This is a genomic window from Devosia sp. Root635, assembly GCF_001427605.1.
GTDB lineage: Bacteria > Pseudomonadota > Alphaproteobacteria > Rhizobiales > Devosiaceae > Devosia.
Window position 1 is genome coordinate 15,482 of the sequence record NZ_LMGZ01000008.1, and the last position, 21,352, is coordinate 36,833.

Consider the following 21,352-nt stretch of genomic DNA (forward strand, 5'->3'; position numbering starts at 1 on the left):
GGGTGAGAGGGCTGCGCCATCCCATGCTTTCAATGACGGCGGATGGCTCGGCGCCCCCTCATCCGCCCTTCGGGCACCTTCTCCCACGAGGGGAGAAGGGAAGAACCCGACCCTAAGCGCCCAAAACGAGCACTCCCGGTCAAGGAGGAGGTGCCGCTTGGTGAATAGAGCAACATGGCGCCAAACCCTTGCCACCACCCCGGTTCCCATGCCAGAACCATGCTTGACGTATAGGGCAAGCAAATGACCAATCCTGTCACCAAGGATCGACGGCATTTCGAGGATCTGCGCATTGGCGAGGTCATCGATCTCGGCCATACCAGCGTGAGCAAGGAGATGATCGTCACCTTTGCCCGCGAATTCGATCCCTTTCCCTTCCACCTCGACGAAGCCGCCGCCAAGGCGAGCCTGTTGGGCGGCCTGGCATCGAGCGGCTGGCAGACCGGGGCGCTGAGCCTGCGCATGCTGGTCAACAGCTTCCTCAACACGGTCGCCTCGGCGGGCGGCCTGGGCTTTACCGACCTCAAGTGGAAAAACCCGGTCATGGTGGGAGACACCATCGGCGGCACGGTGACCATTGCCGACCTGCGCCGCTCGGAGAGCCATCCGCAATGGGGCATCATGACGCTCGATTTCGACGTGCGGAACCAGAAGGAGCAGCCGGTGCTGACCATGCGGCTGGCCAACCTGATCGATACGCGCGAGCCGGGAGCACAGGCATGACCCGCTGGTTCGAGGATATCGTCATCGACGAGGTGTTCCCGCTCGGCAGCCACACGTTCGGCGCCGACGAGATCATCCGCTTCGCCTCGCTCTACGATCCGCAATATTTCCACGTCGACGCCGCGGCGGCCCAGAGCAGCCATTTCGGCGGGTTGGTGGCCAGCGGCTGGCACACGGTAAGCGTCGGCCACCGCAAGATGGTGGACGCCTTGTTTGCCGAGGAGGAGCGCCTGCGCGGGCTGGGCAAGGAGCCCGGCGTTTCCGGCCCCTCCCCCGGGGTCAATTCGATGGATTTCAAGGTGCCGGTGCGCCCCGGCGACACCGTGACCTATGAACTGGTGGTGACCGGCAAGCGCGCTTCGAACTCCATTCCCGGCTGGGGCCTGCTGTTCAACAAGCTGACGGCCACCAACCAGCGGGGCGAACTGGTCTATCGCGCCGATCTCGTGGGCTTTTCCAAATTGCGCGACTACACCATGCCGGCCCGGCTCAAACTGTTGCTCTGGCTCACCAGCCAGCCGCTCATCGGGCCGCTGTTCAAGCGCGGCTCTTGAAAGCAGGCGGGCGCACCGGCACTCTGTCGGCCATGCGCCGAATCGCCCTCATAGCCGCCGTCACCGCCCTCACCGCTTCGCCGGCTTTCGCCCAGAATTTCACGGGCAACTGGGCCTGCCGCGATGCCACCACCGCCAAGGCGGGGATCCTGACCATCTATGGCGAGGTCTATGGCTTTGCCTCGACCACGGCCAATGACGGTAGCTCGGGCACGGGGACCATTACCGGCTACCAGGACGGCGTGAGCTTCGACGACGGCAACCTGCGCACAGGGAAAGCCATCCAGGCCGGGCGCATCATCCCCGACCCCACCTATGGCACGGCGATCCAGCTGGAGACGGCCGAGGCCATCGTGATGCTGTGTACGCCGCGGTAGGGTGGTTTTTAGAGGATACCCCCTCCTAACCTCCCCCCGAACAGGGGGAATCCGGCTGGTGGGTGTGGCAACACATTGCACCAAGCGCCAGATTCTCCCCTTGAGGGAGATGGGTACAAGCGACATTCCGCCGCCCCCGCTTGAACTTTTCCGCCGATCAGGCATTTTAGGGGTGCGGCGCCGGGCCCCTCTGGCGAGGACGACTTATGTCCTCGTGATGTCGGAGCTGCTCCAAACTTCATGGAGAAAGGTCCGGCGATGGAATCGCTTCTTGGCGCCCTTATGGGCGATTTTCTGGGTACTCCCGTCTATTTCTGGGTCGCGTTCGTCGCGATCGTCATTGCCCTATTGGTCTTCGACCTGGGCATATTGCACCGCGACGAGCACGAGATCGGCGCGCGCGAGAGCCTGACGCTCTACGGCTTCTATGTCACCATAGCGCTCGCCTTCGGCGGCTTCGTATGGTGGCAGCGCGGCGCCGAGGCAGGGCTCGAATTCTATACCGGCTACCTGATCGAGCAGAGCCTGGCGATGGACAACATGTTCGTCATCGCCACCATTTTCGGCTTCCTGGCCATTCCCCGCATCTATCAGCACCGCGTGCTGTTCTGGGGTATTCTGGGCGTCATCGCCTTCCGCGCCATCCTGATCGGGCTGGGCGCGGCTCTGGTCAACGAGTTCAACTGGATCCTGTTCGGCTTCGGCGCTTTCCTGGTCTTTACCGGCATCCGCATGTTCAGCCACCAGGATGAGGCGCCCGATATCGCCAACAATCCGGTCTTCAAGTTCCTGACCAAGCGCTTCCGCGTGACCAGGGAATTGCATGGCCGCAATTTTACGGTGAAGCAGCCCGATGCCAGGACCGGCAAGCTGGTCACCTGGCTGACCCCGCTGGCCGTGGCGCTGATCATGGTGGAAGCAGTCGACCTGATCTTCGCCGTGGATTCGGTGCCGGCGGTATTCGCGGTGACGCAGGATACGTTCATCGTCTACACCTCCAACATCTTCGCCATTCTCGGCCTGCGGGCGCTCTATTTCGCGCTGGCCGCCGCGATGAACCGCTTCCGCTATCTGCAGACCTCGCTGGCCATCATCCTGGTGCTGGTGGGCATCAAGATTTTCCTCGTGCCGCTGCATATCCATATCGACACGCTGCTGAGCCTGATCGTGACGCTGTCGATCCTGGCGGGCGGGGTGATCTTCTCGCTGTGGAAAACCCGCAATGAGCCCGATATCGGGGCCGAACAGGCGCCGCATTGACACGCCGGTCCGGCGCCCGGTGGCGCCGGACCCATTTGCAAGGGTGGCAAGGCAAATTCTTCGTGCCGGCGGCGCCTTGCAACTTATCGGCCCGCACCCGACTTCTGCCTGTGCAAGGAAGGAACCCCAAGATGAATTCGAGAACCGTATTGGTCCTGCTGTCGGCCATCGGCGCGGTCGCCGCGCTGCCAACCATGAGCGCTACGGCCATGGCAATGGAGCAGCATGAGGACCGGCTGGACTTCGACGCCGATAGCGTGTTGCGCCGCCTGCAGGACCGGGGCGTCGCCGCCACCTCGGTCGAGCAATGGAATGGCCTGGTCCGCGCCTATGTCGAGGTGGATGGCAAGCTCATCATGCAGTATTTCGACCCCGATACGCTGGCGGCAGTCGACGCCTGACCCGATCCCCGTCCTGCCCGCAGGTCGTCGCCCCTGCACCAGTCTTGCCGCATTTGCGTTCTAGCCAGACAGGCAAGGACAAGAAGGAGAAGACGATGGGCAAGATCCACGAGATCGTGTTCGACTGCGATAAACCCTCCAAGCTGGCCGGCTTCTGGGTCGACCTGCTCGATGGCTACGCTATCCGGGCCTATGACGAGGCCGAGATCGCGCGGCTCGCCGCGTTGGGCCTGACGCCCGAAACCGACCCGACCGTGATGGTCGATGGCCCTGGCCCCTCCATCTGCTTCCAGAATGTCGAGGGCCGGCGCTATGACAATAATCGCGTGCATTTCGATATCGAGGTCGGCGATCGCGCCGCAACCGTCGACCGCCTACGCGAAGCGGGCGCCGAAACCGTGCGCGTGCTGCCCACCTATACGGTGATGCGCGACCCCGAAGGCAACCAGTTCTGCCTCGTCGATATTAGTGAGGCGATGGCCGCCTGATCGGCCCGCAACAAACCGCGACGGCATGCTGACAGGCCCTGTCAGCACGCCTGCGCGATGGTCTGGCCATACCAGAACGGAGCCATTGCCATGTCCCTCATCGCCTCCTGCCATTGCGGCGCCACCAAGATCGAGCTGCCCCATCCCCCGGCCCATGCCAAGGAGTGCAATTGCAGCTATTGCGCCCGCACCGGCGCGGTCTGGGGCTATTACGGCCAGGGCGAGATGAAATTCCTCTCGCAGGACGGCGAAAAGACCTATTCGGCCAGCGACGGCATCAACCGGCACCATTTCTGCGGCAATTGCGGCATGCAGACCTGGGGGGATTCACCCGACTGGGCCTCGATGTACAACAATGATGGCACGACCAAGGAAGGGTTCGCGCCCGGCAGCATGCCCACCCAGCGCAGCTATGCGGTGAACCTGCGGCTGGTGGACGACCTGGACTGGTCGGGGATCGCGGTAGAGAAGGTGGACGGGCGGAGCAGCTGGTAGGGGCACTGGCTCACCTTCTCCCCTCGTGGGAGAAGGTGGCGCGCAGCGCCGGATGAGGGGCGCTGAGTTATCCCCCAACCTTGAAGCATAGGATGGCGCAGACCCCTCACCCGGAAATCCACTGAACGCGGATTTCCACCCTCTCCCACAAGGGGCGAGGGGTAGCTCCACTCCTGGTGTCAATGCCCCGCAAACTCGATCAGCGCGTTGACATCGACGCCTTCGGCCTTGAGCTTGTCGGCGCCGCCCAGATCGGGCAGGTCGATGACGAAGGCGGCGTCTCTCACCACGGCGCCGGTGCGGCGCAACAGGCCGACGGCGGCGATGGCGGTGCCACCGGTGGCGATAAGGTCATCGACCAGCAGCACCTTGTCGTTCCTGTCCAGCACATCGGCGTGAATCTCGATCGTGTCGACGCCGTATTCGAGCGCATAGTTCTGCCCGATAGTCTCGCCGGGCAGCTTGCCCTTCTTGCGGATCGGGATGAAGCCCACACCCAGCGCGATGGCCACGCCGGCCCCGAAGATGAAGCCACGCGCCTCGATGCCGGCAACATGGGTGATGCCCTGGCCGCGATAGCGGCTGGCAATGCGCTCGATGCTCTCCTTAAACCCTTCGGGATGCTCGATCAGCGTCGTGATATCCCGGAACAGGATGCCCTTCTTGGGATAATCCGGAATCGTGCGCACGAGGGCCTTGAGGTCGAGCGGCATGGCAAACCTGTCAAAGGGGTGGAAATAGGGTGGTTCAGCTCGGGCGGCGGCCGACGATGTGACGCGCGATCACCCCGGCATTATAGGCAGCGCTGCGGGTCACGCTGATCGCGGTTTCGCGCGCCTTGGGATTGGCAGCGACGGCATTGATGCCGGCACGAACGGCCGGATGCCGGCTCATGGTGATGGCGGCGCCGACGACAGTGACGGCAATGCGAATGGCGGACATGTCGGCTCCCTCGTCACTGATTTGCACAATGGAATATTGCGGGCCGAAGCGTGAATGGCAAGGGGGGTGAAGCGCGCGTGATGACGCGGGCGCTTCAGCCGTCCTTCCCTCGCCCTTGAACGGCAGGGCTATCGCATATGGGCTGGCACGACCTCGTCACGACCACCGCGCGGCTCTTCCCCACTCGGGTAGCGCTTGCGCGCTCCCGAGCGCAGGCTCTTGACGGGGGAGGTTGGGAGGGGGTGTCGTTTAGCCCGGATATCGGGGCCAGACATCCCCCCACCCTTAATCCAGCCATTCGGGCACAGCCCTCATGGCCTTGTTCACTCAAATCGCTCCACTGGAGCGATTTGACCCTCCGGGTCGCTCCAAGCCCCGCAAGGGGGAGGGAGACGACTGAAACATTGCGGCCTGCCCGTTTTCATATGCGATAGCCCTGCCATTGAGGGGAGGGATCGAGGAGGGAGGGGTCCGATGCTTGTGGCAAAAACAGAAAGGGCCCCGCTAGGGGGCCCTTTCAATAAAATCGGATGCCGCGGCCTTAGTGCTCGATGCCCTGCCAGATGCGGCGCTTGGTGGCATACATCAGGCCGGCGAACAGCACGAGGAACAGCAGCACGACGAAACCGGTCTGCTTGCGGCCGGCCAGGTGCGGCTCGCCCATCCACATCATGAAGGCCGCCACGTCGGTCGAATATTGCTGCAGGGTCAGCGGCACTTCGGCTTCGCCCTCGGCAACTTCGTAGCTCACCAGGCCATCGGCCAGCGGCGGGCCCATGCCGATGGCATGGCCGGGGAAGTAGTCGTTGTAATACTTGCCTTCGGCCAGCTCGAACCCTTCGGGCGCTTCCTCGTGATAGCCGTTGAGCAGCGCGTGGATATAATCCGGGCCGCCTTCCGAATAGCCGGTGAAGTAGTTGAAAATCCAGAACGGGAAGGCGTCGGTGACGCCGCGGGCCTTGGCCAGCACCGAGAAATCGGGCGGCAGCGCGCCGCCATTGGCGTCACGGGCATCCTGCTCGGTGGCAAAAGGCGAGGGCCAGAAATCGGCGGCCACGCCCTTGCGGACGCCGCCATCGGCGGTGGGGTCGGCGATTTCATATTCGGCGGCAAGCGCCTTGATCTGCTCGTCCGAGAAACCGGGGCCGCCTTCTTCCGCCAGGGTGCGGAAGGCGATCAGCCGGGCACTGTGGCAGTTGGAGCAGACTTCCCGGAACACCTGGAAGCCGCGCTGCAGCTGGTTCTGGTCATAGGTGCCGAAGATGCCGGCAAACGACCAGCTCTGCTTGTCGATATGCGGGGTCGAGTGCCCCTCCTGCGCTGCGGCAGGGAGGGCGAGGCTGGCGACCAGCGCGACGGCGGCAAGGATAGTCTTGGTGTTGAACATGGTTCCTATCCCTTCCGTCAATGTGCCTTGCCCAGGACGCTCTCGGAGATGCTGGTCGGCAGGGGCCGGGGCGTCTCGATGCGGCCAAGAACTGGCAGGATGACGATGAAGTGGATGAAGTAGTAGGCGGTGCAGATCTTGGACAGGATCACATAGATGCCCTCCGCCGGCTGCGCACCCAGATAGGTGAGCGCCACGAAGTTCACCACGAAGAGCCAGTAGAACCACTTGAACATCGGGCGGAAATTGCCCGAGCGCACCTTGGACGTATCCAGCCAGGGCAGGAAGAACAGGATCAGGATCGAGCCGCCGAAGAAGATGACGCCGAGCAGCTTGCTGTCGATGAACAGCAGGTTGAAGTCGATGGCGCGCAGGATGGCGTAGAATGGCAGGAAGTACCATTCGGGCACGATATGGGCCGGCGTCACCTGGCTGTTGAACTGGATGTAGTTGTCCGGATGACCCAGAATGTCGGGCGCGAAGAAGGCGAACCAGGCAAACGGGATCAGGAACAGCACCATGCCGAATGCGTCCTTCATCGTGTAATACGGATGGAAGGGCAGCGTGTCGCGCTTGGTGTCCTTCACATCGACGCCGATGGGATTGTTATTGCCCGGTACGTGCAGAGCCCAGATATGCAGGGCCACCACGGCGGCAATGACGAAGGGCAGCAGGTAATGCAGCGAGAAGAAGCGGTTGAGCGTGGGATTGCCCACCGAGAAGCCACCGCGCAGCAATTCCAGCAGCGGCGTACCGACGATGGGGATGGCGGCGAAGATGTTGGTGATCACGGTGGCAGCCCAGCCGGACATCTGGCCCCAGGGCAGCACATAGCCCATGAAGGCGGTCGCCATCATCAGCAGGAAGATCAGCACACCCAGGATCCACAGGATCTCGCGGGGCGCCTTGTAGGAGCCGAAATACATGCCGCGGAAGATGTGGATATAGACCGCCGCGAAGAACATCGAGGCGCCCACGGCGTGGAACGACTGGATCATGCGACCGCCATTCACGTCGCGGCGGATATGCTCCACCGAATCGAAGGCCATGCCGATATTGGGCGTGTAGTGCATCGCCAGGATGACGCCGGTGACGATCTGGATACCCAGGCACATCACCAGGATCGCGCCGAACGTCCACCAGTAGTTGAGGTTCTTCGGCGTGGGGAAATCCATCAGGTGCTCTTTGGAGAACCGGATGATCGGCAGGCGTTCATCGAGCCATTTCTCGATGCCGGAGCCGGGCGTGTAAGTCGAATGTTCTGACATCGGAAAAGCCCCCACTAACCGATCTGGACCAGCGTATCGCTGATGAATTCATAGGGCGGAACGACCAGGTTGGTTGGTGCGGGACCCTTGCGGATGCGGCCGGCAGTATCGAACTGGCTGCCGTGGCAGGGGCAGGCCCAGCCATCGAACTCGCCCGATTCGCCGACCGGGATGCAGCCCAGATGGGTGCAGTTGGCGATCATGATCAGCCACTGTTCGTGGCCTTCCTTGGTACGGGACTCATCGGTCGCCGGATCCTTGAGGTCGCTCATCGGCACCGCCTTGGCCTCGTCGATCTCGGCCTGGGTGCGATGACGCACGAAAACCGGCAGGCCGCGCCACAGGATGGTCACCGACTGGCCTTCCTCGATGGCGCCCAGGTCGAACTCGATGCTGGCCAGCGCCAGCGTCGAAGCATCGGGGTTCATCTGGTTGATCAGAGGCCAGGCCGTGGCGGCGGCACCGACAGCGGCAACAGCACCGGTTGCGACGAAGATGAAATCCCGCCGTGATGTTGAATGATGAGCTTGCGTGGCCAAGGTCCCGTATCCCCGTACAATCACTTCAGACGCGGCCGGCGAAGCATACCATTCCGCGCATAGGCGGAATCAGCAGTCGTCCGCCCTCAAGCGGCCCGTCAGTTGCGGTTCTTTTTGCACTGTCACAGGAACTTGTCCAGTGCGCCCAAGGGTGACACCGAAGAAGTGCGACACTATACCCGACTCCGCACGGTCCCGGCCCGCCCCGACCATCGCCAGACGCCCTGAAAACCGATGGAATCCGCCATGCCGGTCGATCTCGCCCTCTACCAGCCCGACATCGCCAACAATACCGGCACGCTGATCCGGCTGGGGGCCTGCCTGGGCGTGACGATCCACCTTATCCACCCAACCGGCTTCCCCTTTTCGCCCAAGGCGCTGGCCAGGGCGGGGCTGGACTACGTCGACCATGCAATGGTGCAGGAGCATGTGAGCTGGAGCGCCTTCGACGCCTGGCGGCATGCGGAGAACCGGCGGTTGGTGCTGCTGACGACCAAGGCCGAGTGTTCGAGCTATGCGGTTGACTACCGGGACAGCGACATCCTGATGGTGGGACGCGAAAGCGCCGGCGTGCCCGAGGCAGTGGCCGACGCTTGCGATCTATTGGTGCGCATTCCCATGCGCGAGGCTATGCGTTCGATCAACGTGGCGCTGGCGGCAACATTGGTACTCGGGGAGGCCAGGCGGCAGACCGGCGGCTTTGCCGGCCTGCGGTGATCCTATTGGCCCAGGAAGGCGTTGGCGTAGGCGGCGAGGCTTTGCGGGGCCGACCGGAGGACTTGCGCTGGATCAACGCCTGCGATGCGTCAGGGTCTATGCTGACGCGGAAAACACAGACCAACGGGTTTACAGGGCGCAAATGACAGTTCATTCCACCTCCACCATGACACTTCTCATTCCACCTCCACCATGACACTTCCAGACGATATCGCGGCCAAGCAGGCCACAGCCCAGACCTGGTTCCGCGCGCTGCGCGACCGGATTTTTGCGGCGTTCGACGCCATAGAAGCCGATGTGCAGGGGCCGAACGCCCATCTGCCGGCTGGCAAATTCGAGATCACCCCGTGGGACCGCGCGGCGGGGGGCGGCGGGGAAATGGGCATGCTGCATGGCCGGGTGTTCGAGAAGGCGGGCGTGCATATCTCGACCGTGCATGGCGAATTCTCCGCCGACTTCGCCAAGCAGATGCCAGGCACCGAAGAAGGCGCGAAATTCTGGAGTTCGGGCATTTCGCTGATCGTCCATCCCTGGAACCCGCATGTGCCGGCGGTCCATATGAACACGCGCATGATCGTCACCGGCAAGCAGTGGTTCGGCGGCGGCGCCGACCTGACCCCGGTGCTCGATCGCCGGCGGGCGAAGGACGATCGCGATACGGTGGATTTCCATGCCGCGATGAAGGCCGCCTGCGCGGGCCGGCCGGGCGTCGACTACCAGCGCTACAAGGACTGGTGCGACGAGTATTTCTTCCTGCCACACCGCAACGAGCATCGCGGCACGGGCGGGATTTTCTACGACCACCACAATACGGGCGACTGGGACACCGACTTCGATTTCACCAAGGCGGTCGGCGAGGCCTTCCTGGGGATTTATCCCGAGCTGGTGCGGCGCAATTTCGAGACTGAGTGGACCGAAGCGGACCGGCACGAGCAACTCGTCCGTCGCGGGCGCTATGTGGAATTCAACCTGCTCTATGACCGCGGCACCATGTTCGGGCTCAAGACCGGGGGTAATGTGAACTCGATATTGTCGTCGATGCCGCCGGAAGTGCGCTGGCCATAAGCCCCCTCCGGGAGAAGGAAGGAAGGGGAGGGAACCCCTGCCCTCCCCTGACGTTGTGCCCAGGCACACGAACGGAGGGAGATGGACATGAAACGATTTGAATCCGGTTCGCTGATCCCCGGCGCCACCTGGCATGCCGAAGCGGAAAGCGAAGCTGAAGTGGTTCGCCGCGCCGTCGAAAATCTCAGGACCTATCACGGCGAAACCGAGGTGCGACCCGATATGATCGAGCGCATCAAGGAGCGCATCGTCGACACCGACGATGGCAAGAAGACGAAGCACTAGCGCTCGACAAGCGCCAGTAGCTCGCCTTTGCCGAGAGCGAAGCCGCTCTCGATCCAGGCTCGTTCGAGGCGGGCCAGTTCCTGACCAAGGGCCGGTCCCGGCGCCACGCCGAGGCCGGCAAGGTCGTGTCCGCTGACCGGAAATGGCGGGACGACCGTGGCACCCAGCACGCGGGCGGCTTCGGCCAGCCGGGCTGGCCCCCAATGGTTGAGGGACGCGGCAGCCGCGAGACCTTCGACGGCGGCTTCGCCGTGCCGGTAGGCGGCTTCGGCGATCCTGTCATCGGCCAGCAGATTCGCGGCGCGCATGATGGAGCGGGCGGTGGCCAGCATCTCGTTGGAAAGCCGCCAAGCCGATTGCAGCGCATCGAGGTCATCGCTACCGATCAGCGCCAGCCGGGCCGCAACATTGTGCCCGCCAATGCTCTCATAGGCGACCAGCGCGCGCTGGGTGGCCTCGCCGAGCGGCAGCAGGCGGATTTCCGACATCACGGCTAGCGTCAGCGCCGCCTTGGGCAGAGCCAGCATGCGCATGATCTCGCCGCCGACGCGCTCGCGCGACAGGTGGCCGAGATGACCCACGGCAGCGGCACAGGCGGTCAATCCGTCGGGGTCCAGCCGTTCATCGCCATGGCTGGCCGAGAGACGGAAGAAGCGGTAGACGCGCAGCCCGTCCTCGGCGATGCGCCGGGCGGGATCGCCGATGAAGCGGATGATGCCGCTGCGAGCGTCGTCGACGCCGCCAAGCGGATCATAAAGCGTGCCATCGGCGGCGCAATAGAGGGCGTTGAGGGTGAAGTCGCGGCGGCTGGCGTCCTCGACCCAGTCGGTGCCGAAAGCGACGACGGCGTGGCGGCCGTCGGTTTGCACGTCCCGCCGCAAGGTGGTGACCTCGGCCAGCGTATCGCCGAGCCTGAGGGTGACCGTGCCATGGTCGATGCCGGTGGGATAGGTAGCGATACCAGCGGCCTTCGCCCGCACCATGACCTCGTCGGGCGGCAGCTCTGTCGCCATGTCGATATCGCCGCTATGGGGCCGGCCCATGATGGTGTCGCGCACCACGCCACCCACCACGCGGGTCCGGCGCCTGCCGCCGTCCAGCGCGGCAAGGATCGCCTGCGTTTCAGGTCGGTTGAGCCACTCGGCCTGGGCCAAACCGTCGCTCACGGCACGGCCTCGCTCATCGCCAGGTCGCGAAGGCGGCGCGTGAGATTGGCGGTAATGCCCCAGATCCGGTGGCCGTCATGGTCGATCTGCCAGGTGCGGTGTTCCTCGCCATTGCGCTTGACGCGAAACTGGCCATAGGCCTCGTTGGCGAGGATGCGCTGCAGCGGCACCTCGAATACCGAATGCACCTCGCCCGGATTGGGCACGAAAGGGCCGCTGGGCTCTACCGTGGCGACGACAGGGGTGATGAGATAGTTGGTGCCGGTGAAATAGGTCGGCATGAAGCCGATCACTGTCGCATCGGCGCTTTCCATGCCCACTTCCTCGAAGGCCTCGCGCAGGGCGGCGGCGGCAACATCGGCATCGGTGGCATCCACCTTGCCGCCCGGAAAAGCCACCTGGCCGGAATGGGCCCGCAGGTCCGGCGAACGCTCGGTATAGAGCACGGTATGGCCCTCGGGCCGCCGGACGAGGGCGATCAGCACCGCCGCCGGCACCGGCGGACGAGCGAAGGGCTGGTCGGGCGCCCAATCCGGCACGAGCGCATCCGCCGCCGGCAAAGGCGGTGGAACGGTGAGCAGGCGCGTGGCCAGGCGGGTGATGATGGCGTCATCGGACGACAAGGAGGCACCGGAAAAGGGTTCGGGAGGGGGAGGATAGGCGAGGATGCCCGCGAATGGCACCCCCTTACTCCTTGGCGGTTGATCCGAGCATAGTGCTCGCGGCCCACCCCACCCTCGGTCCCTCCCCATCGAGGGGAGGGAGGCGCCAGCTCAGAGGCCAGTGTTCATCGCCTCCCTCCCCCTTGTGGGGAGGGAATGAGGGTGGGGGTGGTTTAGGCAGGATGCGTCAAATCATCCCTGCTGCCAGGCCTCGATCGGACCGCTCAGCGTCGCCGCCAGGCTCTTGTCTTCGGCGAATAGCAGCACGCGGGTCGGGTCGACCGGGCCGGGGAATTCGATATTGCCCAGCGTCGTCGGTTCCCAGCCCAGCGGGCAATAGTAATCGCGGTCGCCCACCAGCATGACGAAAAGACCATCGCCGCGCTCCAGGGCGCGCCTGGTGACTTCGCGGGCCAGGAGCTTGCCGGCGCCCAACTTGCGGAAATTAGGGTGGGTGGCCAGCGGGCCAAGCATCCAGCCATTGCAGCCGCCGATGGAAACCGGGGTCATCCACACCGAACCGCAGGCCGTGCCATCGACTTCGGCGACGAGGCTGAGGCTGGTATCGATCGGGAAGCGCTCGCGGATGCGATACGCGGTCTTGGAGAAACGGCCGGGGCCGAAGGCAATGGCCTGCAATTCCTCGATGAAACCATCATCGGCAGGCGTTGCGGGGCGAACGGTGGGGACGCGCAGCGGAGTAGCGGAGACAGCAGCAGTTGCAGCCGAAGGCGCAGAAACGAGGGTCATGACGATGATCCAGGATGGAATGCGTAGGACAAACCCGGCGCCCCAACGAGCACCGCTTCGAAAGACCGCTTACGGTCGTCGTGTCACCAGCAGAACCTTCACCATCCTGGGCGCCTCCACGCCTGAAATTCGCATTAGCACCATGGGGGCCTCGCGTAAAACGAAAATCATGGATCACCGGCCAAAATACAAGATGCGCAGATCGGCTGTGTCCGAAATGCACAACACTTCGTTACGGCGGAGCCGCCTTATCGCTCGCGCTGCCCCGCACTATGTGAGAGGCATCAATGACCGATAGGGGGTGACCTGATCCCCACAACGAGTCGATAACATGACGGAAAGGGTTCGATCTTGGGACAATTGATCGACGGCAAATGGTCCACCCAATGGTATGATACCAGCAAGACCGGTGGCGAATTCAAGCGCAGCCAAGCCGGCTTCCGCAACTGGGTCACCGCTGACGGCAGCGCCGGGCCTTCGGGCACTGGCGGCTTCAAGGCCGAGGCTGGGCGCTACCATCTCTTAGTGTCGTTGGCCTGCCCCTGGGCGCATCGCACCTTGATCTTCCGCAAGCTCAAGGAGCTTGAAAACCTGATCTCGGTCTCGGTGGTGTCACCCAGGATGCCCGACGAAACGGGTTGGAGCTTCGACACGGAAACCGGATCGACCGGCGACGCGCTGCTCGGCAAGGATTTCCTGTGGCAGGTCTATGCAGAGGCCGTGCCCGACTATACCGGCCGCGTCACCGTGCCAGTGCTGTGGGACAAGCAGACCGGGACCATCGTTTCCAACGAAAGCTCTGAAATCATCCGCATGTTCAACTCGGCCTTCGACGAGCTGACCGGCAATAGCGAGGATTATTATCCCGAGGCCCTGCGCGGGCAGATCGATACGATCAATGCCCGCGTCTATGACGACATCAACAACGGTGTCTACAAGGCCGGTTTCGCCACGACGCAGCAGGCCTATGACGGCGCGGTGGCAAAACTGTTCGAGGCGCTGGACTGGGTCGAGGGCCTGCTGGGCGAGACATCCTATCTCACGGGCGACAGCATCACCGAGGCCGACTGGCGGCTGTTCACGACGCTGGTCCGGTTCGACGCGGTCTATGTCGGGCATTTCAAGTGCAACCGGCGGCGCATCGCCGACTACAAGAATATCAGCCACTACCTCAAGGCGCTCTACGAGGTTCCGGGGGTGAAGGAAACGGTCGATCTCGACCATATCACGACGCACTATTACTGGAGCCACATCACGATCAATCCAACCCGGATCATTCCAATCGGACCGGAGCTGCCGTTTTTGAAATGAGTCTCTTCACCTCTCCCCTCGGGGGAGAGGTCGACTTGCGAAGCAAGGCGGGTGAGGGGGCCTTCCCCTTGCGCCGAGCCAAAGAAAAGGCCCCCTCACCCGGCGCTGCGCGCCGACCTCTCCCCCAAGGGAGAGGTAAAGACCCTCAATACCCCCACACATCCCGCTTCGTTACACCATCGAAATATTCGTCGATGCGCTGGCTGGTGGCGGGCGTCACCTTTTCGGGCAAGGCGCGGCGGTCGAACCAGCCCACTTCGGCGATCTCGTGGTCGGATTTGCGGTCGAAGGCCTTTTCGAACCTTTTCGCCACGTAGAAGGCGACATGGTCCCGGTCGGTAACCGGACTGGAATTGTGGTAGATGCCGAACAACTCCATCGACCCCAAGACACGATAGCCGGTCTCTTCCAGCGTTTCGCGCGCCCCGGCATGTTCGAGCGTTTCCCCCGGGCTGACGCCGCCGCCGGGGAACTGCCAGCCCGGAACATAGGTGTGCCGGATCAGCAGCACCTTGTCGCCATCGACCACCATGACGCGGCTCCCCAGCGTCATGCGGTGCCACAGGCCCTTGAGGGTCAGGAACACCTTGGCGGTCAGCCGCTGCCTGCGATTCATCTGCATCGAAACACTCCTTGCGCCGTTACCGGTAGCAGAGACTTGATGGCGACAAAATTGACCCTGGGCCCGATTGACCGTTTTCTTGCGCCTCCCCTTCTGGCATTACGCCCCCGATGATCACCCTCGCCCACATCTCCGACATCCATCTGTCGCCCATGCCGGAGGTCGGTTGGCGCGACCTGCTGGGCAAGCGCCTCACCGGCTATCTCAACTGGAAGCTGCGCCGCCACGACGAGCTCAACAGCGAGACGCTGGCGAGTCTCGTCGCTCACCTGCAGACGCAGAAGGCCGATTTCACCGCCGTTACCGGCGACCTGGTGAACCTGGCCTTGCCCTTCGAGATCGATCGCGCCGGCAAATGGCTCAAGGCGCTGGGCGCCTCCGACAAGGTCGCCGCCTGCCCAGGCAATCACGACGCCTACGTGCCTGGCGCCCTGGAATCCGCGCAAAAGATTTGGGGTGAGTACCTGCAAGGCGAGACGCTGGACGATGCCGCCTTTCCCTTCGTGCGGCGCGTGGGGGAACTGGCCGTCATCTCGTGTTCAAGCGCCGTGCCGACGCGGCCCTTCCTCGCCATCGGGCGGTTCGATGAGAAACAGGCCGAGCGGCTGGGGCGGATTTTGCGGATCATGGGCGAGGCCGGCTATTTCCGCACCGTGCTGATCCATCACCCGCCCAATCCGGAACTGCAGCACCCTTCCTTCGGGCTCAAAGGGCACAAGCTGTTCCGTCAGGTCATCGCCGAGCACGGCGCCGAGCTGATCCTGCACGGGCATACCCATCGCTCCTCGATCCATTCCATCCCCGGCAAGGACAAGGAAGTGCCGGTGGTCGGCGTCGCCGCCGCCAGCGCCGCCCAGGGCGGCACGCTGGACGATCCGGCGCGCTACAACCTGTTCCGCATCGAGCGGACGGGGGATGGCGGCTGGAGCTGCACCATGCGCGAATACGGCTTCCAGCGGCTGGGCAGCGACATCGTCATGCGGCTGCAGATGCGGATCTGCTAGCCGGCGGCGTCCGAACCTGCGCTGGGGCGGAGAGCCCGGTAGCTCGAATAGGCGGAGCCGTATAACCCTGCCGCCAGGAGCAGGAACACCGACGACACGCCCGCGCCCGTCGCAACAACGCCCACCGACATCGGCAACAGGAACTGCGCCAGCCGGTTGCCGGTGAGGCGCAAGGACAGCACCAGGCCGCGGCTCGTCGGCGGGACGGCACTGGTGACCCACGACATCGATATGGGCGTGGCCATCCCGATGCCGATTCCGATCAATATCATCGCCAATGCAAGCGCCCATCCGGGCACCGGTATACCCAGCACCGTAAGCCCCAGGCCGGTCGCCAGCAGCGAACCGGTCAACATGACCCGGCGGCCGAGCCGGGACAGCAGCCAGCCAAAGCAAAGGCGCGACAGGAGCGAAGCCAGCGCCCGCACCATCAGCAAAGCGGCGATGGCGCTGGCCGGGATCAACGCCTGGGCCCCCAGCACCGGCAGGTAGATCACCAGCAGGTCAATGGCGCAGATGACCCCCACTCCAGCCAGGATGGCCGGGACGACACCCTTTTGCCGCAGCAGCTGCCGGATCGGCAGTTGAGCCGCCGATTTGCCGTCACGCGCCGGTTTGCCGGGATGGCGCATGAAGAGGACGCAGCCAAGGCTGATAAGCCCTGCGACTGCCGCGGCGGCGAACAGCCGCCCGGTGTCGGGCAGGGCTCCCGACCCGGCGAAAACTGCGACGACCAGGGGAGCCAGTATCTGTGCGAAGGAAATAAGCGCGGTGTAATAGGCGAACATCCGCCCGCGAGCGGCATCGGTCGCCTGATCGGCCGCCGTTGCGTGCTGCGACAGCAAGCAGAGCAGATGGCCCGTACCGAGCAAACCGGTCCACCCCAGAAGCGCAATGACCGAGTTGCCGGTGGTCAGCAGCCCGAGAGCCGATACCAGCACGCCGCCCGTCCCCACGAGGAACGCGCCCCGCGCGCCCTTCTCGTCGATCCTGGCGCCCACCTGGGTCGCGAGAAACAGGGGCAGCAGCGAGAAGGTGGCGCCCACCGCGCCGATCCAGATGTCCGAGAGCCCCATCTCGACGGCCCGATAGGACGTCGTCACCCGCGCCACGATGATCACCACCTGATGGAGCAGGACATGGAGCACGAAGGCGCTGGCGGCGAGGTCGGGGGCCGGCAGCCGCAAGCTCAGCTTTCCCATCTGCAATAGCCCCCAGCGCCCGGCGGCGTCAGGCAAAGCGCACGCGCCGGCATCATCATCCAGCCTGCGTCGCTGCCGCGACGACCCGATTGACGAGACGCCCCACCGTGCCGATATCGACCTCCACCAGATCGCCGTCCTGCAGATAAACCGGAGGCTCGCGCCGATCGCCGACGCCGCCGGGCGTGCCGGTGACGATGACGTCCCCAGGCGCCAGGGCGGTGAAGGTGGAGCAATAGGCAATCAATTTTTCGAGGGGAAAGATGAGGTCTGACAGGCTCGCATTCTGCATGACCTGGCCATTGAGGCGAAGCTGGATCGGCAGCTTGCGGTAGTCGCCGACCTCATCGGGTGTCACCAGCGCCGGGCCAAAGCTGCCGCTCGCCGGAAAATTCTTGCCCGGCGTGAACTGGCTCGTATGCCGTTGCCAGTCGCGAACCGAGCCATCATTGAAGCAGGCGTAGCCAGCTACATAGTCCAGTGCCAGGGCGGCATCGATGTCGCGACCCGGCTTGCCGATCACCACGGCAAGTTCGGCTTCATAATCGAAGCGATCGGACGCGGTGGGCTTCACAAGCGGCTGGCCGTGACCGACCTGAGCATCCGCAAAGCGGGTGAAAATCGTCGGATGGTCTGAATTCGGTCGCTTGGTCTCGTTGCGATGGTCCTCGTAGTTGAGCCCGACGCAGAGGATCTTGGCCGCGTCCGGGATCACCGGCAGCAGCCGGACCTGGTCGAGGGGAATACCATCCGAGGCCGTCCAATCGGCGGCTTTGGCAAGCAGGTTGGCGGCGATCGCCTGTTTCAGGGTGACGACGCCGGGCGAAAGCCTGCCGGTCAGGTCGACGACCTTTTCGCCGCGCAACAGGCCGAAACCGTGCTGGCCCTGGTGGTCGAAACTCACGAACCTCATTTCATGCTCCTAGAACCTGCCGGGGCAGGCGGTAATACCGAAGAACTCGGCTGCCCTTACGCTTCTTCCTCGAAGGCAGCCTTTCGGCCCTTGCGGATTTGCGGCAGCAGGATGACCAGGCACATGGCCGCGGCGATGGAGAGCATCGCGACCGAGAGCGGGCTGTGCCAGAAGATGGAGAGGTCGCCCCTGGAAAGCAGGAGCGACCTGCGGAAATGCTCCTCCATCAATGGCCCCAGGATGAAGCCCAGCAACAAGGGGGCGGCCTCGGCACGCATGCGCCAGAACAGGCAACCCAGGACGGTAAAGCCCGCGGCGAAATAGATCGGCACCACATTGTTGTTGATGCTGAACAGGCCAACGCAGCAGACCACCAGGATGATCGGGAACAGCACCCAGTACTGGACCTGGATGAGCCGAACCCAGAGCGGAATGAGCGGCAGGTTGAGCACGACCAGCATGGCATTGCCGATCCACATCGATGCGATCAGCCCCCAGAACACCTCGGGGTTGGAAACCATGACGAAGGGGCCCGGCGCGATGTTGTGCACCATCAGTGCGCCAATCATCAGTGCCATCACGCCATTGCTGGGAATGCCCAGCGTCAGCATGGGAATGAACGATGTCTGCGCGCCCGCATTATTGGCCGCTTCGGGGCCAGCCAGGCCGGCGACGGCCCCCTGGCCGAACTCCTCGGGATGCCTCGACACACGTTTCTCGACTGCATAGGAGGCGAAGGACGAAATCATCGCGCCGCCGCCAGGCAGCAAGCCCAGCATCGATCCGATCGCCGTGCCTCGGATCACCGGGAAAACGGCCTGCCTGAATTCCTTTGCCGACATCATGAGGTTGCGAAGCGATGGCGAGGCCACGTCACGCGCCTGGTTGCTTCGGATATTGGCGACAATGTCGGTGAAGGCGAAAAGCCCCATGGCCACAGCGACGAATTCGATGCCTTCGGTCAGTGAGAACGATCCGAAGGTGAACCGATAGGTCCCGCTGTTCACGTCCGCCCCGACGAGGCCGAGGATCAGGCCGGTCAGCACCATCGCCACGCCCTTGATGAAGGAGCCGTGCGCGAGCAGGGTCGCTGCGGTCAGGCCCAGCACCATCATGGCGAAATATTCGACGGGGCCGAACAGGAATGCCACTTCCGCCAGGACCGGCGAGAAGGCGGCGATCAGCAGGGTGGCGACCGTTCCGGCGAAGAACGACCCCAGCGCGGCAATCGCCAGCGCCGCACCTGCGCGCCCCTTTCGCGCCATCTGATGGCCATCCAGGCAGGACACCACCGAGGAGGATTCACCAGGCAGGTTGACGAGGATGGCGGTTGTCGAACCACCATATTGCGCGCCGTAATAGATGCCCGCGATCATGATGAGGCCGGATACGGGCTCCAAAGCGTAGGTGAGCGGCAGGAGCATCGCGATTGTCGCCAGCGGCCCGAGGCCGGGCAACATGCCGATCGCGGTACCGACAAGGACGCCAATGAAGCAGAAGGTCAGGTTGTGCAGCGACAGCGCCGCCTGGAAACCGATATCCAGATTGGTCAGCAGATCCATGGGTCAAACAGCCAGCAGCGGCACCGAAATGCCGAGGAAATAAACGAAGACGACATAGCAGAAGGCAAGCAGGCCCAGACTCAACGCCACGGCGCGCTTCCAGGAAAAATGCTCGGACGCCCAAAGCGCGATGAAGACCTGCGCCACGATCGCCGCCGCCAGCCCGACCCTGACGAGGAGCACGGCGAAAGCCAGGATCGACAAGGAAATGAGAAGGGTCGGCACCAGCGGCAGCGAACGCGATTCCTCGCCCATGCCACTCAGGCCCGACAGCAGCATCACCAGGCCCAGGATCGCCAGGATCGTGCCCAGCATGAAGGGAAACATGCCCGGCCCCATCATGGCGATGGTACCCAGGGGGTATTGCAGGGACAGTGCCGCGGTGAGCACGCCGAATCCCGTGAAGAACAGGCCGGCCTCCAGATCCGCGCGGCCGCTCGATTTTGAGAACACTTGGATACCCCGGATTGCGGTTCAGATAGTGTCGCCCGGACCCCGGCCCGGGCGACAGGCCTTTACTCAGGCTGAAGCCCAAGAGTCCCGATAATCGACCGGCTGGTTGACATTTCACGGGACAGATAGGCCTTGGCCTCTTCAGCGGTGCTCGCAATGCCCTGAATGTTCTGGCCGGCCAGTCGATCCTTGACCTCCTGCTCGGAGAAGATCGCGGTCAGCCCCTCATTCAGAGTGTCGGTGATATTTTCCGGTGTGCCCGGAGGCGCGATGAGCGCCAGCCAGTTCTGATATTCGAAACCGGGCAGCGTGTCGGCGATCGGCGGTATCTGCTCCTCACCCAGCGGCACAGTCCCGCTCTGGGCGAAGAATTTCATCTTCCCGCTTTCCACGAAAGGGCGCACCGTCTCATATCCGGAGAAGACGACATCGACGAACCCGCCCGCCACGGCGTTCAGGCTTTCGCCGGCCCCCTTGAAGGGAATGTCACGAATGTCAATGCCGGCCCTCTCGTTCAGCAGGCCGAGAACGAGCTGAGCGCCCGCGCCCCGACCTGGCGTGCCTGCCGTGAGCACGCCGGGATTGGCCTTGGCGTAGTCGATCAGTTCCTGCATGGTGTTGAACGGCAGATCGCTTCGCACAGCCAGAACATAGGGATAGGTCGTCAGGATGGATACCGGCACCAATTCTTCGGTATCGAAAGGCAGGTTTGCGTAGAGATACGGGTTGTTGGCTATGGCGCCGGTCACCACCATGAGCGTCTGGCCATCAGGTGCCGCCTCGGCCAACAGCGTAGTGCCGATGACCGCGTTGCTACCAGGATGGTTTTCCTTGATGATCGGCTGCCCCAGAATCTGACCCAGCTTGTCGGAAAATACAGCGGCCGCCGCGTCCGTACCGCCGCCTGGTGCATATGGGATGATGAGCTTGATCGGCCCGGTGGGGTAATCCTGCGCCGCCGCCGTTGCGATGGATGCGCCCGAAAAAGCGATGAGTGTCGTTGCCAGCGCCAAGGCGCGGTGTAAGCCCTTCATGATGGTCCTCCCGTTGGATACATGCCGGATCCGCGATGCCGCGTCGATCCGCTGGCAGTTCGAAACGCTCCCTTTGTCCCTGCCTGCCGAGGATGGACTCTAGCGAAGCAGGACAACGTTGTCTATACTGTTTCGAGACGATCAAATCGTGCATGGTTCAAGCCGCCGCCCG

26 protein-coding genes are annotated in these 21,352 nt (G+C 63.6%); 12 read left to right on the top strand and 14 right to left on the bottom strand.

The window, feature by feature from the left end; translation table 11 throughout:
* The first annotated feature begins 243 nt into the window (after positions 1-243).
* The 7 genes from ASD80_RS05255 to ASD80_RS05285 all read left to right on the top strand — a co-directional run bounded on the left by ASD80_RS05255 (position 244) and on the right by ASD80_RS05285 (position 4,298).
* Positions 244-723: a MaoC family dehydratase gene (locus ASD80_RS05255; RefSeq protein ID WP_056229973.1), complete on the top strand. Its 480-nt coding sequence runs from the start codon at positions 244-246 to the stop codon at positions 721-723.
* Complete coding sequence (locus ASD80_RS05260; protein WP_082555072.1) at positions 720-1,277, top strand: MaoC family dehydratase; 558 nt, start codon at positions 720-722, stop codon at positions 1,275-1,277. The genes ASD80_RS05255 and ASD80_RS05260 overlap by 4 nt, the downstream gene beginning before the upstream one ends.
* 32 nt (positions 1,278-1,309) lie before the next feature.
* The gene (locus tag ASD80_RS05265; protein ID WP_056229974.1) at positions 1,310-1,654 is read left to right on the top strand and encodes a hypothetical protein; all 345 of its coding nucleotides are present in this window, start codon (positions 1,310-1,312) and stop codon (positions 1,652-1,654) included.
* A gap of 258 nt (positions 1,655-1,912) precedes the next feature.
* Positions 1,913-2,914: a TerC family protein gene (locus ASD80_RS05270; RefSeq protein ID WP_056229979.1), complete on the top strand. Its 1,002-nt coding sequence runs from the start codon at positions 1,913-1,915 to the stop codon at positions 2,912-2,914.
* A gap of 131 nt (positions 2,915-3,045) precedes the next feature.
* On the top strand, positions 3,046-3,315 hold the full coding sequence (locus tag ASD80_RS05275) for a hypothetical protein (RefSeq protein WP_156460335.1): 270 nt from the start codon (positions 3,046-3,048) through the stop codon (positions 3,313-3,315).
* A gap of 95 nt (positions 3,316-3,410) precedes the next feature.
* On the top strand, positions 3,411-3,803 hold the full coding sequence (locus tag ASD80_RS05280) for a VOC family protein (protein ID WP_056229983.1): 393 nt from the start codon (positions 3,411-3,413) through the stop codon (positions 3,801-3,803).
* A 90-nt stretch (positions 3,804-3,893) separates the two neighbouring features.
* Complete coding sequence (locus tag ASD80_RS05285) at positions 3,894-4,298, top strand: GFA family protein (RefSeq protein ID WP_056230136.1); 405 nt, start codon at positions 3,894-3,896, stop codon at positions 4,296-4,298.
* A gap of 179 nt (positions 4,299-4,477) precedes the next feature.
* Here the strand turns inward: ASD80_RS05285 and ASD80_RS05290 are convergent, their stop codons facing one another.
* The 5 genes from ASD80_RS05290 to petA all read right to left on the bottom strand — a co-directional run bounded on the left by ASD80_RS05290 (position 4,478) and on the right by petA (position 8,434).
* The gene (locus ASD80_RS05290; RefSeq protein WP_056229985.1) at positions 4,478-5,011 is read right to left on the bottom strand and encodes an adenine phosphoribosyltransferase; all 534 of its coding nucleotides are present in this window, start codon (positions 5,009-5,011) and stop codon (positions 4,478-4,480) included.
* 34 nt (positions 5,012-5,045) lie between these two features.
* Positions 5,046-5,240: a hypothetical protein gene (locus tag ASD80_RS05295; protein WP_056229987.1), complete on the bottom strand. Its 195-nt coding sequence runs from the start codon at positions 5,238-5,240 to the stop codon at positions 5,046-5,048.
* 541 nt (positions 5,241-5,781) lie between these two features.
* Positions 5,782-6,627, bottom strand: a complete 846-nt coding sequence (locus ASD80_RS05300; RefSeq protein WP_056229989.1) for a cytochrome c1 — start codon at positions 6,625-6,627, stop codon at positions 5,782-5,784.
* 17 nt (positions 6,628-6,644) lie between these two features.
* A complete protein-coding gene (locus ASD80_RS05305; protein WP_056230139.1) occupies positions 6,645-7,895 on the bottom strand; it encodes a cytochrome b in 1,251 nt (416 codons plus the stop codon).
* Positions 7,896-7,909: 14 nt separating this feature from the next.
* Positions 7,910-8,434: a ubiquinol-cytochrome c reductase iron-sulfur subunit gene (petA, locus tag ASD80_RS05310; protein ID WP_056229993.1), complete on the bottom strand. Its 525-nt coding sequence runs from the start codon at positions 8,432-8,434 to the stop codon at positions 7,910-7,912.
* 246 nt (positions 8,435-8,680) lie between these two features.
* Between petA and ASD80_RS05315 the strand changes: the two genes are divergently transcribed.
* The 3 genes from ASD80_RS05315 to ASD80_RS05325 all read left to right on the top strand — a co-directional run bounded on the left by ASD80_RS05315 (position 8,681) and on the right by ASD80_RS05325 (position 10,501).
* Positions 8,681-9,151 (top strand): tRNA (cytidine(34)-2'-O)-methyltransferase, encoded by a 471-nt coding sequence (locus tag ASD80_RS05315; RefSeq protein WP_056230142.1) that lies wholly within the window; start codon positions 8,681-8,683, stop codon positions 9,149-9,151.
* Between the two features lie 192 nt (positions 9,152-9,343).
* Positions 9,344-10,216: an oxygen-dependent coproporphyrinogen oxidase gene (gene hemF, locus ASD80_RS05320; RefSeq protein ID WP_056229995.1), complete on the top strand. Its 873-nt coding sequence runs from the start codon at positions 9,344-9,346 to the stop codon at positions 10,214-10,216.
* A gap of 87 nt (positions 10,217-10,303) precedes the next feature.
* On the top strand, positions 10,304-10,501 hold the full coding sequence (locus tag ASD80_RS05325) for a DUF1059 domain-containing protein (protein ID WP_056230146.1): 198 nt from the start codon (positions 10,304-10,306) through the stop codon (positions 10,499-10,501).
* Here the strand turns inward: ASD80_RS05325 and ASD80_RS05330 are convergent.
* The 3 genes from ASD80_RS05330 to ASD80_RS05340 form a co-directional block, all read right to left on the bottom strand.
* Complete coding sequence (locus ASD80_RS05330; RefSeq protein WP_056229998.1) at positions 10,498-11,667, bottom strand: CCA tRNA nucleotidyltransferase; 1,170 nt, start codon at positions 11,665-11,667, stop codon at positions 10,498-10,500. The two genes, ASD80_RS05325 and ASD80_RS05330, sit on opposite strands and share 4 nt — an antisense overlap.
* A complete protein-coding gene (locus ASD80_RS05335; protein ID WP_200950243.1) occupies positions 11,664-12,350 on the bottom strand; it encodes a CoA pyrophosphatase in 687 nt (228 codons plus the stop codon). The genes ASD80_RS05330 and ASD80_RS05335 overlap by 4 nt, the downstream gene beginning before the upstream one ends.
* A gap of 171 nt (positions 12,351-12,521) precedes the next feature.
* The gene (locus tag ASD80_RS05340) at positions 12,522-13,079 is read right to left on the bottom strand and encodes a GNAT family N-acetyltransferase (protein ID WP_082555074.1); all 558 of its coding nucleotides are present in this window, start codon (positions 13,077-13,079) and stop codon (positions 12,522-12,524) included.
* A gap of 351 nt (positions 13,080-13,430) precedes the next feature.
* Here ASD80_RS05340 and ASD80_RS05345 point away from each other — a divergent pair, with 351 nt between their 5' ends.
* Entirely contained in the window at positions 13,431-14,390 is a 960-nt protein-coding gene (locus tag ASD80_RS05345; protein ID WP_056230003.1) for a glutathione S-transferase family protein, read from the top strand.
* Positions 14,391-14,535: 145 nt separating this feature from the next.
* Here the strand turns inward: ASD80_RS05345 and ASD80_RS05350 are convergent, their stop codons facing one another.
* Positions 14,536-15,012 (bottom strand): NUDIX domain-containing protein, encoded by a 477-nt coding sequence (locus ASD80_RS05350; RefSeq protein WP_056230006.1) that lies wholly within the window; start codon positions 15,010-15,012, stop codon positions 14,536-14,538.
* A 110-nt stretch (positions 15,013-15,122) separates the two neighbouring features.
* Here ASD80_RS05350 and ASD80_RS05355 point away from each other — a divergent pair, with 110 nt between their 5' ends.
* A complete protein-coding gene (locus ASD80_RS05355) occupies positions 15,123-16,016 on the top strand; it encodes a metallophosphoesterase family protein (protein ID WP_056230008.1) in 894 nt (297 codons plus the stop codon).
* Here ASD80_RS05355 and ASD80_RS05360 read toward each other — a convergent pair.
* The 5 genes from ASD80_RS05360 to ASD80_RS05380 form a co-directional block, all read right to left on the bottom strand.
* Positions 16,013-17,203 carry an MFS transporter gene (locus tag ASD80_RS05360; RefSeq protein WP_162247321.1) on the bottom strand — a complete coding sequence of 397 codons (1,191 nt, stop codon included), beginning with the start codon at positions 17,201-17,203 and terminating at the stop codon, positions 16,013-16,015. The genes ASD80_RS05355 and ASD80_RS05360 overlap by 4 nt on opposite strands.
* 70 nt (positions 17,204-17,273) lie before the next feature.
* A complete protein-coding gene (locus ASD80_RS05365; RefSeq protein ID WP_056230014.1) occupies positions 17,274-18,131 on the bottom strand; it encodes a fumarylacetoacetate hydrolase family protein in 858 nt (285 codons plus the stop codon).
* 56 nt (positions 18,132-18,187) lie between these two features.
* The gene (locus ASD80_RS05370; RefSeq protein ID WP_056230017.1) at positions 18,188-19,693 is read right to left on the bottom strand and encodes a tripartite tricarboxylate transporter permease; all 1,506 of its coding nucleotides are present in this window, start codon (positions 19,691-19,693) and stop codon (positions 18,188-18,190) included.
* A gap of 3 nt (positions 19,694-19,696) precedes the next feature.
* A complete protein-coding gene (locus ASD80_RS05375; RefSeq protein WP_056230020.1) occupies positions 19,697-20,146 on the bottom strand; it encodes a tripartite tricarboxylate transporter TctB family protein in 450 nt (149 codons plus the stop codon).
* Positions 20,147-20,208: 62 nt separating this feature from the next.
* Positions 20,209-21,180 (bottom strand): Bug family tripartite tricarboxylate transporter substrate binding protein, encoded by a 972-nt coding sequence (locus ASD80_RS05380; RefSeq protein ID WP_056230023.1) that lies wholly within the window; start codon positions 21,178-21,180, stop codon positions 20,209-20,211.
* Positions 21,181-21,352 lie beyond the last annotated feature (172 nt).

Excerpts from the sequence above, each read along its gene's own strand:
- ASD80_RS05275 (WP_156460335.1), top strand. The coding sequence starts at position 3,046 with ATGAATTCGAGAACCGTATTGGTCCTGCTGTCGGCCATCGGCGCGGTC.
- ASD80_RS05255 (WP_056229973.1), top strand. The coding sequence starts at position 244 with ATGACCAATCCTGTCACCAAGGATCGACGGCATTTCGAGGATCTGCGC.
- ASD80_RS05295 (WP_056229987.1), bottom strand. The coding sequence starts at position 5,240 with ATGTCCGCCATTCGCATTGCCGTCACTGTCGTCGGCGCCGCCATCACC.
- hemF (WP_056229995.1), top strand. The coding sequence starts at position 9,344 with ATGACACTTCCAGACGATATCGCGGCCAAGCAGGCCACAGCCCAGACC.
- ASD80_RS05340 (WP_082555074.1), bottom strand. The coding sequence starts at position 13,079 with ATGACCCTCGTTTCTGCGCCTTCGGCTGCAACTGCTGCTGTCTCCGCT.
- ASD80_RS05370 (WP_056230017.1), bottom strand. The coding sequence starts at position 19,693 with ATGGATCTGCTGACCAATCTGGATATCGGTTTCCAGGCGGCGCTGTCG.
- ASD80_RS05260 (WP_082555072.1), top strand. The coding sequence starts at position 720 with ATGACCCGCTGGTTCGAGGATATCGTCATCGACGAGGTGTTCCCGCTC.
- ASD80_RS05270 (WP_056229979.1), top strand. The coding sequence starts at position 1,913 with ATGGAATCGCTTCTTGGCGCCCTTATGGGCGATTTTCTGGGTACTCCC.
- ASD80_RS05285 (WP_056230136.1), top strand. The coding sequence starts at position 3,894 with ATGTCCCTCATCGCCTCCTGCCATTGCGGCGCCACCAAGATCGAGCTG.
- ASD80_RS05290 (WP_056229985.1), bottom strand. The coding sequence starts at position 5,011 with ATGCCGCTCGACCTCAAGGCCCTCGTGCGCACGATTCCGGATTATCCC.
- ASD80_RS05350 (WP_056230006.1), bottom strand. The coding sequence starts at position 15,012 with ATGCAGATGAATCGCAGGCAGCGGCTGACCGCCAAGGTGTTCCTGACC.
- ASD80_RS05365 (WP_056230014.1), bottom strand. The coding sequence starts at position 18,131 with ATGAGGTTCGTGAGTTTCGACCACCAGGGCCAGCACGGTTTCGGCCTG.
- ASD80_RS05315 (WP_056230142.1), top strand. The coding sequence starts at position 8,681 with ATGCCGGTCGATCTCGCCCTCTACCAGCCCGACATCGCCAACAATACC.
- ASD80_RS05380 (WP_056230023.1), bottom strand. The coding sequence starts at position 21,180 with ATGAAGGGCTTACACCGCGCCTTGGCGCTGGCAACGACACTCATCGCT.
- ASD80_RS05325 (WP_056230146.1), top strand. The coding sequence starts at position 10,304 with ATGAAACGATTTGAATCCGGTTCGCTGATCCCCGGCGCCACCTGGCAT.
- ASD80_RS05300 (WP_056229989.1), bottom strand. The coding sequence starts at position 6,627 with ATGTTCAACACCAAGACTATCCTTGCCGCCGTCGCGCTGGTCGCCAGC.
- ASD80_RS05265 (WP_056229974.1), top strand. The coding sequence starts at position 1,310 with ATGCGCCGAATCGCCCTCATAGCCGCCGTCACCGCCCTCACCGCTTCG.
- ASD80_RS05305 (WP_056230139.1), bottom strand. The coding sequence starts at position 7,895 with ATGTCAGAACATTCGACTTACACGCCCGGCTCCGGCATCGAGAAATGG.
- ASD80_RS05355 (WP_056230008.1), top strand. The coding sequence starts at position 15,123 with ATGATCACCCTCGCCCACATCTCCGACATCCATCTGTCGCCCATGCCG.
- ASD80_RS05280 (WP_056229983.1), top strand. The coding sequence starts at position 3,411 with ATGGGCAAGATCCACGAGATCGTGTTCGACTGCGATAAACCCTCCAAG.